The 12,576-nt window shown below is 73.1% G+C and carries 14 protein-coding genes; 3 read left to right on the top strand and 11 right to left on the bottom strand.

Features of this window, described 5'->3' with window-relative positions; translation table 11 throughout:
• Positions 1-39 precede the first annotated feature (39 nt).
• A complete protein-coding gene (locus OG562_RS00985; RefSeq protein WP_266392327.1) occupies positions 40-441 on the top strand; it encodes an SseB family protein in 402 nt (133 codons plus the stop codon).
• A gap of 6 nt (positions 442-447) precedes the next feature.
• Here OG562_RS00985 and OG562_RS00980 read toward each other — a convergent pair whose 3' ends face one another.
• Genes OG562_RS00980 through OG562_RS00940 form a run of 9 tightly spaced genes read right to left on the bottom strand, consistent with a single transcriptional unit; the run spans position 448 to position 9,252 of the window.
• A complete protein-coding gene (locus OG562_RS00980; RefSeq protein ID WP_266392325.1) occupies positions 448-1,821 on the bottom strand; it encodes an FAD-binding oxidoreductase in 1,374 nt (457 codons plus the stop codon).
• Complete coding sequence (locus OG562_RS00975; protein WP_266392322.1) at positions 1,818-2,924, bottom strand: acyl-CoA dehydrogenase family protein; 1,107 nt, start codon at positions 2,922-2,924, stop codon at positions 1,818-1,820. The genes OG562_RS00980 and OG562_RS00975 overlap by 4 nt, the downstream gene beginning before the upstream one ends.
• Positions 2,921-3,928 (bottom strand): ABC transporter substrate-binding protein, encoded by a 1,008-nt coding sequence (locus OG562_RS00970; RefSeq protein WP_266392319.1) that lies wholly within the window; start codon positions 3,926-3,928, stop codon positions 2,921-2,923. Before OG562_RS00970 ends, OG562_RS00975 begins: the two co-directional genes overlap by 4 nt.
• Positions 3,929-3,940: 12 nt before the next feature.
• Positions 3,941-5,041: an LLM class flavin-dependent oxidoreductase gene (locus OG562_RS00965; protein WP_266392317.1), complete on the bottom strand. Its 1,101-nt coding sequence runs from the start codon at positions 5,039-5,041 to the stop codon at positions 3,941-3,943.
• 23 nt (positions 5,042-5,064) lie between these two features.
• Positions 5,065-6,033 carry an ABC transporter substrate-binding protein gene (locus OG562_RS00960; RefSeq protein ID WP_266392314.1) on the bottom strand — a complete coding sequence of 323 codons (969 nt, stop codon included), beginning with the start codon at positions 6,031-6,033 and terminating at the stop codon, positions 5,065-5,067.
• Positions 6,030-6,746, bottom strand: coding sequence for an ABC transporter ATP-binding protein (locus OG562_RS00955; protein WP_266392311.1), 717 nt, complete (start codon positions 6,744-6,746; stop codon positions 6,030-6,032). Before OG562_RS00955 ends, OG562_RS00960 begins: the two co-directional genes overlap by 4 nt.
• A 5-nt stretch (positions 6,747-6,751) precedes the next feature.
• Positions 6,752-7,630, bottom strand: a complete 879-nt coding sequence (locus OG562_RS00950) for an ABC transporter permease (protein ID WP_266392308.1) — start codon at positions 7,628-7,630, stop codon at positions 6,752-6,754.
• Between the two features lie 15 nt (positions 7,631-7,645).
• The gene (locus OG562_RS00945) at positions 7,646-8,557 is read right to left on the bottom strand and encodes a sulfurtransferase (RefSeq protein WP_266392305.1); all 912 of its coding nucleotides are present in this window, start codon (positions 8,555-8,557) and stop codon (positions 7,646-7,648) included.
• On the bottom strand, positions 8,554-9,252 hold the full coding sequence (locus tag OG562_RS00940; RefSeq protein ID WP_266392302.1) for an alpha/beta hydrolase: 699 nt from the start codon (positions 9,250-9,252) through the stop codon (positions 8,554-8,556). The genes OG562_RS00945 and OG562_RS00940 overlap by 4 nt, the downstream gene beginning before the upstream one ends.
• A 401-nt stretch (positions 9,253-9,653) precedes the next feature.
• Here OG562_RS00940 and OG562_RS00935 point away from each other — a divergent pair, with 401 nt between their 5' ends.
• A complete protein-coding gene (locus OG562_RS00935; RefSeq protein ID WP_266392293.1) occupies positions 9,654-10,505 on the top strand; it encodes a LysR family transcriptional regulator in 852 nt (283 codons plus the stop codon).
• 31 nt (positions 10,506-10,536) lie between these two features.
• On the top strand, positions 10,537-11,628 hold the full coding sequence (locus tag OG562_RS00930) for a hypothetical protein (RefSeq protein WP_266392290.1): 1,092 nt from the start codon (positions 10,537-10,539) through the stop codon (positions 11,626-11,628).
• Here the strand turns inward: OG562_RS00930 and OG562_RS00925 are convergent.
• Positions 11,625-12,041 (bottom strand): MarR family winged helix-turn-helix transcriptional regulator, encoded by a 417-nt coding sequence (locus OG562_RS00925; protein ID WP_266392288.1) that lies wholly within the window; start codon positions 12,039-12,041, stop codon positions 11,625-11,627. The two genes, OG562_RS00930 and OG562_RS00925, sit on opposite strands and share 4 nt — an antisense overlap.
• Positions 12,042-12,186: 145 nt before the next feature.
• Positions 12,187-12,540 carry a VOC family protein gene (locus tag OG562_RS00920; RefSeq protein ID WP_266392285.1) on the bottom strand — a complete coding sequence of 118 codons (354 nt, stop codon included), beginning with the start codon at positions 12,538-12,540 and terminating at the stop codon, positions 12,187-12,189.
• Positions 12,541-12,576 lie beyond the last annotated feature (36 nt).

Raw genomic sequence — 12,576 nt, 5'->3', positions numbered from 1 at the left:
TCCGGGGCGGGCCGTCCGACCGCCTACAGAGGACCCGTCATGAAGACACCCGCCCACGACTCGCTCGCCAACCCCGCCGCCGCCCGCGCGCTGGACGTGCTGGCCCACGACACCGAGGACACGGCGGCACTGGACACGCTCGCGCGCTGCGACGTGCTGGTGCCCGTGCCCGACGACGCCGTCGACGAGGACGTGACCGACCCCACCACGGTCGCGCTGCCCGTCCTCGACCAGCCCGGGGGCACGCCCGTGGTGCCCGTGTTCACGTCCGAGCCGGAACTGGCCGGCCTGTTGCCGAACGTCGACCGCTACCGCCTGGTGCCCCTCGGGGCGCTCGCCGCGCAGTGGCCGACCGGTGAGCTGTGCCTGTGCATCGACGCGGCCGGCGACCACCCGCTCACCCTCACCTCCGAGGGCGTCCGCACCCTCCTGGCCCGGTAGGGCCGCTCACAGGGCCTTGCCCGGATTGAGGATGCCCCGCGGGTCGAACGCCTCCTTGATCCGCCGTTGCAGCGCGTGCGCCGTGGGACCCAGCTCCTCGGCCACCCACTGCCGCTTCAGCACGCCCACGCCGTGCTCCCCGGTGAGCGTGCCGCCGAGCCGCAGCGCGAGCGCGAAGATCTCGCCCGCGGCCTCCCAGGCGGCGTCGGGCAGCCGGTCGAGCGACGGGTCGACCACCACGATGGGGTGCAGATTGCCGTCCGCGGCATGTGCGATCGTGAACACCGGTACGTCGTGGCGGGCGGAGATCGCCCGGATCTCCGCCGCCGCCTCGGCCAGCCGGGAGCGGGGCACCGCGATGTCCTCGATCAGGGGCCGGCCCAGCCGCTCCAGCGCGGGCAGCGCGAGCCGCCGGGCCGCGAGCAGCGCCTCCGCCTCGGCAGGGTCCTCGGCCGTCTCCACGCTCGTCGCCGTCCCGGCGAGCAGCTCCGCGACCGCCGCCGCCTCCACCGCCGCCCCGGCCCCGTCGCACTGCACGATCAGCAGGGCCGCGCCCCGCGTCCGCAGCGATGGATCCACCGCCTGAAGCACCGGCCCGTCCACCAGCTCGGCCAGCGCGGGCACGATCCCCGCCCGCCCGATGGCATACGAGGCCTCGGCGGCGGCCTCGAAGGTCGGGAAGTACGCGGCGAGCGTGGCCGTCGCCGCCGGCGCGGGCCGCAGCCGCAGCGTCGCCGACGTGATCACCGCAAGGGTGCCCTCCGACCCGGTGAGCAGCGCCGTCAGGTCGTACCCGGTGACGCCCTTGACGGTACGGCGGCCCGTGCGCACCACCGTCCCGTCGGCGAGGACGGCCTCCAGACCCAGGACGCTGTCCCGGGTCACCCCGTACTTCGCGCACCGCAGCCCGCCGGCGTTGGTCGCGATGTTCCCGCCGATCGTCGACCACGCGGCACTGGCCGGGTCGGGCGCGTAGCGCAGCCCGTGCGCGGCCGCCGCCCGGTCCAGGTCGGCGGTGACCACCCCGGGCTCGACGACCGCCAGCTGGTCGTCGACCGACAGCTCACGGATGCGGTCCATCCCGGACAGGTCCAGGACGAGCGCGCCCTCGCCCGCCGTCGCCCCGCCCGACAGGCCGGTGCCCGCCCCGCGCGGGACCACCGGCACGCGCAGCGCGTGCGCGTGCCGGAGGGCGACCGTCACGTCCGTCGTCCGCCGCGCGTGCACGACGGCCAGCGGGAGCCCGTCCGGGCGGGTGCCGGAGCGGTCGGCGGCGTGCGCGGCGAGGGTGCGCGGATCCGTGGCCAGCCGGGCGGGCGGCAGATCGCGGGCGAGCAGGCCGAGGAAGCGGGCCGAGGCGGTGGGCAGGGCGAGGGTCACAGCGACAGCGCCTTCGTTCCGATCGCGAGCAGCGAGACGTCCTCCTGGGGCGCGTGCACCGGCGCGCACTGGATGTCGCGCCAGTGCCGCTCCAGCGGGTTGCCGCGGGCCAGCCCCGGATTGCCCAGCAGCCGCACGGCCAGCTCCACGGCCCGCACCCCGTGCCGGTCGGCCAGCACCCGCGCGCCCAGCGCCTGCTCCGGGCTGTACGCCGGATCCCGCGCGTCGACCCGCGCCGCCCCGCCGAACACCAGCTGCTCGGCGCCCGCGAGCAGCACCTCGATCTCCCCGGCGGTCCGGCGGAACCGTTCCGTACACGCCACCGGATGACCGAGGTTGGCGGGCACACGCGCGTGGGCGAACGCGTGGAAGGACTCCTGCGCGGCCCGCGCCACCCCCAGGTACAGCGCCGCCAGCGGCAGATGCAGGGACGCGCCCGCCCGGTTGTCCTGCTCGGCGGCGGGACCGTACGGCCCGAGCCCGATGACGTCCTCGTAGGCCACCTCCACGTCCCGGAACGTCACGTCATGGCTGCCGCTCGCCCGCAGGCCCAGCTGGTCCCAGCGTCCGGTGACCTCGATGCCGGGGGAGTCGCCCGGCGCCAGGAACGTGCCCACGCGCGGCTCGGGCTCGTCGGTGGTGGCCCACACCAGGAACCAGTCGAGCCCCTCCGCGCCCGTCACGAAGCGCTTCGTGCCGCTGACCGCCCAGCCGTCGGCGGTGCGCCGGGCCCGCGTGGCGGGCAGTCCGCCGCGCGCGGGGGAGCCCAGATCGGGCTCCACGCGCGCGTGGTTGACCAGCACCGGCCGGGCGAGCGACTCCTTCACCACGCGCGCGTACAACGCCTCCGGCCAGTGCGGCTGGGCCGCCTGCCGGGCGTGGGCGCCGAGGGTCATCGCCGCGATGAGGGCGACGGACGGGTCGAGCCGGCCGAGTGTGTGCAGGATCCGCGCGGACTCCTCGACCCCGCCGCCCGGGCCGCCGTACCGCTGTCCGAGCGTCGCGGTGAGCAGGCCCGCCTCGTGGGCGATGCGCAGCGACTCCGCGGGGAAGGCGCCCGAGCGGTCGTGGGAGGCGGCCAGGTCGGCGATGCGGGCGGTCACAGGGCCTTCTCCAGGTCGGTGGTGAGAGCGGTGGTCCAGAACGACTTCACGTCCAGGCGGGACTTCAGCGCCCCGAGTTCGGTGAAGACGTCCGCGACCTTCTGCTGTGAGGAGATCGCCGCGTCGTCGACCGTACGGGCCTGTGTGGGCCGCTGCTTCTGCTGGGCGAGAAGGTCCTGCTCCGCCTGGGCGACCGGCTGGTGCGTGTTCTTCGCGATCACTTTCGCGAACGCTGCCTCGCGCCCGTCACGGACGTACGCGTACGCCTTGTTGATCCGGGCGATGAGATCGGCCGCGGCCTCCTTCTGGGCGTCGCTCTTGAGGACGCTGTCCCTGGCCGACCACAGGAAGTTGCCCGACAGGATGTCCGCGCCCGAGCCGACCGTCGTCGCGCCCTGCTGGTGGGCGGTGATGATCGAGGTGCCGTAGGAGGCGAAGGCGTCCAGGGAGCCGCCGTTGAGGGCGGCCAGGCCGTCGTTGGGCAGCAGCGGCTTGGCGTCGACGTCGGACCACTTCAGGCCCGCCTGCTTCAGCAGCTCGTAGAGGAAGTAGTGGGCGGTGGTGTTCTGGACGTAGCCGACCTTCTTGCCCTTCAGGCCGGCGATGTCGGTGACCTTCGAGCCCTTGGGGACGACGACCTCCTGGTTGAGCGTGGCGCCGCGCTGCACGGCGACCACCTTGAAGTTCGGCTTGCCGTCGGCGGCCGCGAACACGGGCGGGATCTCGCTGGAGGAGGCCAGGTCCAGCGCCCCGGCCCGGACGGCCTGGAGCTGCTGGTCACCACCCTGGAACAGACTCCACTTGACGTGGTAGGGGGTGTCGTCGAGGTGGGCGAACTTCAGCACCGCCTCCTCGACCTTCCACCCGGTGGCGCCGACGCGCAGGGTGACGTCGGCCTGGGAGTCGGCCTGGGCGTCACCGCCGCAGGCCGTCGCGAACGGCAGGAGCAGCGCGGCGAAGGCGAAGGCGGCGGCGGACGTGCGCAGGGAACGGCGGAACGACACGGGAGCTCCATATCAGGCGGCGTGGGCGGCGGACGTGCGGTGGGCGAGCTCCTGCCGGACCAGCGGCAGGACGTGACGGGCGTAGTCGATGGCGTCGTTGAGCGGGTCGTAGCCGCGGATCGACAGCAGGTCGCAGCCGATGTCGACGTAGTCGAGCAGCGCCTGGGCGACCGTCTCCGGGGAGCCGACCAGCGCCGTGGAGGCGCCGGCCGCGTTGGTGGCGACGGCCGGCGCGGTCCACAGGCAGCGGTCGTGGACCTCGCCCCGCTCGGCGATGTCGAGCAGCCGCTGCGAGCCGACGTTGGCCGGGCGGCCGTCGGTGCGGTAGTGCCGCAGCAGTTCGGTGTTGCTTGCCTGGTCCTTCAGCACGCCCAGCGTGCGGTGTGCCTTCTCCCAGGCCAGTTCGTCGGTGGGCGCGATGATCGGGCGGAACGACACCCAGATGCGGGGGTGGGGACGCCCGGCGGCGTCGGCGACCGCGTTGACGGAGGCGATCTGCTCCGCCGTCTCCTTCAGCGGCTCGCCCCACAGCCCGAAGATGTCGCCCTGCTGCCCGCCGACCCGGTAGGCGTCCTGCGACGACCCGCCGACCGAGATCGGGACCAGCCCGTTCACCGGCTTCACATCGGAGTGGTAGCCCTCGAAGCGGAAGTGCTTCCCCTCGTGCGAGACGGGTCCCTCGGCCTGCCACACCTTCCGCAGGATCTGGATGTATTCGTCCGAACGCTCGTACCGTTCGGCCTTGTCGAGGTAGTCGCCCTCCCGGCGCTGCTCCTCGTCGCTGCCGCCGGAGATGATGTGCAGCGTCAGCCGGCCCTTGCTGATCTGATCCAGTGTGGCCAGGGCGCGGGCCGCGTGCGTCGGGAAGATCACGCCGGGCCGGTGCGCGAGGATCGGGCGGATGCGCTCGGTGTGGGTGGCGACGAACTGGGCGATCTGGAAGGCGTCGGGTGAGGCGGAGTGGTAGGCGACCAGGGTGTGGTCGAAGCCGCCGTCGTCGAGGGCGCGGGCGTACTTGCGGAGATGGTCGACGTCGAAGCCGGTACGGCCGGCGGCGGCGGGGCCCGAGGCCCCGGAGTCGGTGTGGACGGCGCTGATGAACTCGACAGGCATGAGCAACTCCTAAGAGGCGAAGGTCACTTGAGCAGGGAGGTGTCGGCGGTCTTGGCCACGTCCACGTTCGGGTCGAGGACCCCGATGCTGTTCATGAGGTCGGCCACCTGCTGGACCGTCGTGTTGACGTCCGACGTGATCGGCAGCACCTGGCTGTACGCGGCCGAGGCGAGCGTCTTCGCCACCGACGCGTCGGCGCCGTTGCGCTCCACGATGGCCTTCGCGTACGCGTCCTTGTGGGTGCTGGTCCACTTCAACGCCGTGCTCAGGCGCTGGAGGAAGTCGCTCAGGGCGTTCTTCTTCGCGGAGTTCGCGAGGGCGTTGTCGGAGGCGTTGACGAAACCGATGCCGCTGACCCGGCCGTCCCCGCCGTCGACGAGGAGCTTGCCGCCCTGCTCCAGGCCGACGGCCTGGTAGACGCCGAAGGTCGCCCAGATCTTGATCTTCCCGGAGGCGAAGGCGGCCTGCGCGTCGGTCGGCAGCAGGTACTGCACCTTGACGTCCTGGTAGCTGAGCCCGTTCTGCTTGAGGACGTTGGCCAGCAGATACTCCGAGACACTGCCCTTCGCCGAGGACACCACGACCTTCTGGCCCTTGAGATCCTTCACACGGTCGATGCCGGAGTCCTTGCGGACCACGATCCCGACGTGCGTGCCGTCGTTCTTGAGAGCGGCGATGTTCTTGAGCTTGACGCCGCCGCTCAGTGCCTGGAGTGCGGGCAGATCGGCGGAGAACCCGGTGTCGGCGGCATCCGCCTGCACCGCCTGGTAGAGCGGCGCGGCACCTTGGAACTCGGCCCACTTCACCTTGTACTCGGCGCCCTTGAGCGCGCCCGAGGCGGCGACGATCGTCTGGAGGGTCTTGGCCTGGTCGCCGATGGTGAGGGTGACCTGGCCCTTCGCCGAGGCGTCGGCGGAGGAGTCCGCACCGCAGCCGGTCAGCGCCAGCAGGGCGGTGAGGCTCAGTGCGGCGGAGGCGATTCTGCGGATCACGAGGAGGTTCCTTCCAGAGTGCGGGTGACGCCGAGCCAGCCCAGGAGACGGGCGCGCAGGGTGACGAAGTCGGGGGCGGTGAGGTCGCGGGGGCGGGGCAGGTCGACGGTGAGCTCGTGGGCGATGCGGCCCTCGTCCATCACCAGGACCCGGTCGGCGAGCAGCAGCGCCTCCTCCACGTCATGGGTGACCAGGAGGATCGCGCAGCCGTGCGACTTCCACAGCTGGGCGACCAGCTGCTGCACCTTGCCGCGGGTGAGCGCGTCCAGTGCGCCGAACGGCTCGTCGAGCAGCAGCAGTTCGGGCTCGCGGACCAGGGCGCGGGCCAGCGAGACGCGCTGGGCCTGGCCGCCGGAGAGCGTCTTGGGCCAGACGTCCGCCCGCTCCGCGATGCCGACCTCGTCCAGCGCCCTGCGCGCCAGTTCCCTGTCGGGGCGGCCGGGCAGCCCGAGGACCACGTTGCGCCACACCTTCAGCCAGGGCAGCAGCCGCGGCGACTGGAACGCTGCGCTGCGCCGGGCGGGCACGGTCACCTCGCCGCCGATCTCGTCGTCCAGCCCCGCCAGGATCCGCAGCAGCGTCGACTTGCCGCAGCCGCTGTGCCCGAGCAGGGCCACGAACTCGCCCTCGCGGATGTCGAGATCGAGCGCGTGCAGCACGGTGTTGCCGTCGAAGGCCCGTGAGAGTCCCCGTATTTCCACACTGTCGGCCATGCCGCTCACGCCTCGCCCTCGAAGTTGGCCCGCCAGGTCAGCAGGCGGCGCGAAAGGATCCGTACGGCGAAGTCACAGGCGAGGCCGAGCAGTGCGTACACCGCCAGGCACAGCACGATGACGTCCGTACGGAAGTACTGCTGGGCGTTGCTCATCAGATAGCCGAGGCCCGCGTCCGCGTTGATCTGCTCGGCGAAGACCAGCGCCAGCCAGGCGGTGGACAGCGCGTACCGGAGCCCCACGAGGGCACCGGGCAGGGCGCTCGGCAGGATCACGTACGTGATCAGTCCGAGTCGGCCGAGCCCCATCATCCGGGCGGCCTCGACGAGTTGGGCGTCGGTGGAGCGGATGCCGCCGTAGATGTTGAAGTACAGCGGGTAGGTCACGCCGAGCGCGACCAGGGCGATCTTCGGGGTCTCCTCGATGCCGAACCAGACGATGAACAAGGGGATGAGACCCACCCAGGGGATCGCCCGGAACATGCCCATCGAGGAGTCGATGACGTCCTCGCCCAGCCGGAACAGGCCGGCCAGCAGGGAGAGGCTCAGGGCGACGGCGGCGCCGACGAGGAAGCCGACGGCGGCCCGGCGGCCCGACGCGGCGATCGCGCTGGGGAGTTCGCCGCTCTTCGTCAGCTCCACCGCCTGCCGGATCACGTCCACGGGCGAGGCCAGCACGGACTCCGGGAGCACTCCGGTGGCCGAGGCCAGGAACCACAGCAGGACCAGGCCCACGGGACCGGCGGACCGGCGTACGGAACGGGGGACGGTGCGGCGGCGGCCGGACTTGGCGGCGCCGCGGATGGTGACGCGGGCGGATGTGGTCGGGTCGGGCGGCGCGTCCTGCGCGGGCGGCGCGGCCGCCTCCAGCGGTTTCGTCGTCATGGTGAGGATTCCTTGTCAGGCCGGTGAGGGGCCGGTCGCGGCCGGGCGGGCGGGATCGGCGGACCACGCGGACCAGGAGCCGGGGAAGAGGACGGCCTCGAAACCGGCGATCTCCAGGGCGGCGATCTGGTGGGCGGCCGTGACACCGGAACCGCAGTACACGCCGATCCGGGCAGCCGCCCCCGACGCCCCCGCCGTCCCCAGACCTTCCGCCCCTGCCGTCCCTACGTCCTCCGCCCTCGTCGAGTGCGTCGCCCCCTTCTTCTCGAACCGCTCGCGCAGCGCCTCGGGCGGCAGGAATCGTCCGTCGGCCGCGAGGTTCTCCCCGGTGGGCGCCGAGACCGCGCCCGGGATGTGGCCGGCCCGCGGGTCCACCGGCTCCATCTCCCCCCGGTACCGCTCCCCGGCGCGGGCGTCCAACAGCAGCCCGGTCCGGGCCAGTTCGGCGGCGCCGTCGGCGTCGGTGACGGGCAGAGCACCGGGCCGCAGCACGACCTCGCCCGGGGCCGGGGCGGCGGGGATCCCGGACTCCAGCGGCCGCCCGGCCGCCCGCCACGCGCCCAACGCACCGTCGAGCAGGGTCACTTCGTCGACCCCCGCGTACCGCAGCAGCCACCAGGCCCGGGCCGCCGCCGTGTTGCCCAGGTCGTCGTACACCACGACCGCCCGGCCGCCGTCGACCCCCCAACGACGGGCCGCCGTCTGCAGCGCGGCGAGGTCGGGCAGCGGATGCCGGCCGCCCTCGGGGCTGGGCGGGGCGGCCAGCTCGCGGTCCAGGTCGACGTAGACCGCCCCCGGGACATGGCCCTCGGCGTAGTGCTCGCGGCCGTGCGGATCGCCCAGCGCCCAGCGCACGTCGAGGACGACGGGCGGCCGGTCGGAGTCGAGGGCGGCGCGCAGCTCCTCGATCGTCGTCGTCACGCTCATGCCGGACCCGCCGCGATCAGGGGCAGCTCGGGGGAGAGGCGCAGTCGTTCCAGGAACAGCACGACGGTCGCGGCGACGGTGCGGTGGAAGGCGTCGTTGAGGACGTCGTGCCGGCCGCCGTGGAAGGCCACCAGCCGCACGTCGGTGTCCGCGTAGGCCTCGCGCGCCGCCTCCAGCGGGCTCACCGTGTCGTCCGCGCCGTGCAGGGCCAGCACCGGGACCCGCACGAGGTCCAGGCGCAGCTCGGGCAGCTCCGGGGTTTCGCCGAGGGCCCCGCGCCGGAAGGCGGGGTCGTTCGTCAGCCTGTCCTGATGTGTGGGGCAGGCGGTGCGCGCCTCGGCCTCCGCGTCCCAACTCCCGCCGCTCCAGGGGGCGGTGGGCAGTCCGGCCAGGATCAGCGCGTCGACGCCCGCGGTCTGCTCGGCGGCGAGCCGGACGGCGTACGAGGCGCCCGTGTCGGAGCCCACGAGCACCTTGGGGCCCGGCAGGGACTCGTCGGCGAGCAGCTTCGCGGCCTCGTCGAGGACGGCGGGGTCGGCGGACGGATCGCCGAGGGCGCGGACCCGGTAGGCGTCGAAGGCGAGCCGGCGGCCGAACCGCTCGTACACACCGCCGTGTTCACCGCGTCCGGCGAGCACGATCAGGGTGCCGCGGGCGGCGAGGCCGTCGGGTTCGTCCCAGGAGAAGGAGGGCATGAGAGAGCAGCTCCCGTGGTGAGGGCAGGGGGAAGGGGCGAGGGCAGAGGAAAAGGCGAGGGCAGGGGGAAAGGCAGGCCGTAGCGGCTGTCACGTGTCAGTGATCAGGGGGGGCCGGACGGCAGAAAGACCGGGGGAATCCGAAGAAGCCGAAGAACCCGAGGAGACCGGAGAACCGGAAGTGAGGTCGCCGCAGAGCGGGCGGGCAGGGTCAGCGACAGCGCGCGCTGCACGCCACGCCGAAGTCGATGACTCGGCGCTGCGTCAGAAGGGCAGCAGAAGCGGTCGCGTGCAACATGCGTTCATCATGACCGGCCGTGACCGATCGCGTCCAACGATGATTCCGCATCGAAACCGATCAGCTCTCGCGATCGAACGCGGAAGCGGATACCGTCGCCGACATGCCCCGACCCGTGCTCGACATCGTGGCCCTGCGCAGCCTGACCGCGATAGCCGACTGCGGCGGCTTCCACCGTGCCGCCGAGACGCTCGCCCTGAGTCAGTCCGCGGTCAGCCAGCATGTGCGCAAACTGGAGAAGACGCTGGGGCAGGCCGTCGTCGAACGCGAGGGCCGCGGCACCCGGTTCACCCCCGCGGGCCGACTGCTGCTCGAACAGGCCCGCCGTATCCTCGCCGTCCACGACGAGGCCGCACGCACCCTGCTCGACGTCGACGTCGACACGGTCACCATCGGCTCGACCGAACACGCCGCCGACCAGTTCCTGCCCCGGCTGACCGCCGCCGTGCAGGAGGTGCGCCCCGGCTGCCGCGTCCGCTACCGCATCGACCGCTCCGCCCGCCTGGTGGAGGCCGTGGAGCGCGGCAGCGTCGACGTCGCGGTGTACGTCACCGAGGCCGCCGCCACCGAGGGCACGCCCGTCGGCGGACTCCCGCTCACCTGGCACGCCACCCCCGGCTGGCGGCCGCCGCCCGCGCCCGCGCCCGTGCCGCTGGTCGCCGTCGAGGACCCGTGCGCGATCCGCCGCCGGGCCATCGCGACCCTCGCCGCGCACGGCGTGCCCTCGACGGTCGTCGGCGACGCCGGCTATCTCGCGGGCGTCCTCGACATCGCCCGCACCGGTCAGGGCGTCGCCCTCCTCGCCGCCGTCGGCCCGACCCCCGACGGCCTCAGCCCGTACACGGACCTGCCCGCCGTCACCCCCATCCCGATGAGCGCGCTGGCCCGCAGGGGAACGGACCCGGCGACGGTCGAGGCGGCGTTCGCGGCGGTACGGGAACTCCTGGCGTACTGAGCTGCCCGTCCGCCCGGTTCAGAATGACCTCATGATCTGGCTTTCCGGCGTGGCCGGCGGACTCGTGCTCACCCTGGTCCTCGGCAGCGTCCTGCGCATCCTGGTCGTCCCGCGCGGCCTCTACTCCGTGGTCGTCTACCGGCTGTGGTGGACCCTGCGCAGCCTGCTGCACCTGGGGGCGCGACGCCGGGGCTACGAGGCCATCGACCGCGCCCAGGCCTGGCTCGCCCCGCTGATGCTGGTCGGGATGCTCGCGATCTGGCTCGGCGGAGCCTTCGTCGGCTACGGCCTGCTGCTGTACGCCCTGTCCCCGCTGTCCTGGGGCACCGCCTTCCGCGAGGCCGGCTCCAGCCTCTTCACCCTGGGCTTCGCCAGCGGCGCCCGGCTGCGCCTGTCCGTGCTCGACTTCGTCGCCGCGGTCACCGGACCGGTCGTCATCGCCCTGCAGATCGCCTATCTCCCCACGCTCTACGCCGCCTACAACCGCCGCGAGCTGGAGGTCACCCTGCTGCAGTCCCGGGCCGGCGAGCCCGCCTGGGGACCGGAGCTGCTGGCCCGGCAGTGGCTCGTCGACACCGAGACCGCGCTGCCCGAGCTGTACCGGGCGTGGGAGCGGCTCGCCGCGGACATGGGGGAGAGCCATGCGACGTACCCCGTGCTGCTGGCGTTCCGCTCCCCGCGCCCGTACCGCAGCTGGCTGGTCGGGCTCGTCGCGGTGATGGACGCGGCGGCCGTGCAGCTGGCGCTGACGCCGGGCAGCGCCCCGCCGGAGGCCCGGCTGGTGCTGCGCGCCGGATTCACCGCCCTGCGCGACATCGCCCGCTCGATCCGCTTCCCCTTCGACCCGGACCCGCCCCCGGACACCCCGATCCGGCTCACCTACGGCGAGTTCGAGGCGGCGGTGTCGATGCTGGAGTCGACGGGCTTCCGGGCCGAACGCGGCACCGAGGAGGCGTGGCCGCACTTCCAGGGCTGGCGGGTCAACTACGAGACGGTCGCCTACGAGCTGTGCCGCCGCTGCGACGCGGTCCCCGCCCTGTGGACCGGCCCACGCGACTTCCCGACGACCCCGGTCCCACCCCGGCGACCGGTCGACCGCAGGCCGGAGGGGAAGCGGCCCTAGCCTTCGGTGTCGCCCGGGGCCGGACTCGGGCCCAGCATCTGCTCCAGCACCGTCCGCTGCAGCGGCAGCACCTCGGTGTGCAGGTCACGGCCCTTGGGGGTGAGGGCGACCCACACCCCGCGCCGGTCCTCCACACAGACGGAGCGCTCCACCAGGCCGTCCTTCTCCAGCCGGCCGATGAGGCGGGACAGAGCGCTCTGGCTGAGATGGACCCGTCCCACCAGGTTCTGCACCCGGCACTGGTCGCCCTCCCGGGGCGCCTCGGAGGCGAGGATGTCGAGCACCTCGAAGTCGCTGGCGCCGAGGCCGTGCGGGTGCAGCGCCCGGTCGATCTCGCACATCGTGCGCGCGTGCACCGACAGGATGTCCCGCCATCGATCCTCGAGGCCCACCGCGGCCGTCTTCGCTGCCATACCCGCACGGTAACACCGATCAAGCCATTTGTTGACTGTGCAACTAGTGCGGGTGCAAGCAGTCCTGCGCCGTCGGACGTCGGACGTCGGCCGGACGTCGGCCGGACGTCGATCGGACGCCCGTCGGACGTCGGCCAGGCGTCGGTCAGGCGACCGGGTCCTGGATCAGCCCGACGAGATTCCCGTCCGCGTCCTTCACGAAGGCGATCAGCCGGCCGCCGCCGACGTCCTGCGCGTCCTGGAGCAGCTCCGCCCCGGCCGCCAGCAGCGCCGCGAGCCGCTCGCGCAGGTCCGTGACGTGCCAGTACGGCACCGGCCCGGTCATGCCCTTGGCGTGCCCGTTGGGGTCGAGGCCGATGTCCTGGCCCGCCGCCTTGTAACCGACGTAGTACGGCTCGTCGGCGTACGGCTCGACCTCCAGCAGCACGCTGAACAGGGCCTTCGCCTGGTCGAGGTCCTTGACGGGGTAGATGATCGTCTGCAGTCCGGTGGTGGTCATGGTGGCTCACTCCTCGCCGATACGTGGCCCGACGGG

Origin of the sequence: Streptomyces sp. NBC_01275, from assembly GCF_026340655.1 — a bacterium.
Classification (GTDB): Bacteria; Actinomycetota; Actinomycetes; order Streptomycetales; family Streptomycetaceae; genus Streptomyces.
Note: the sequence above shows the minus strand (reverse complement) of the source record. Positions and strands in the feature narration are given on the sequence as shown.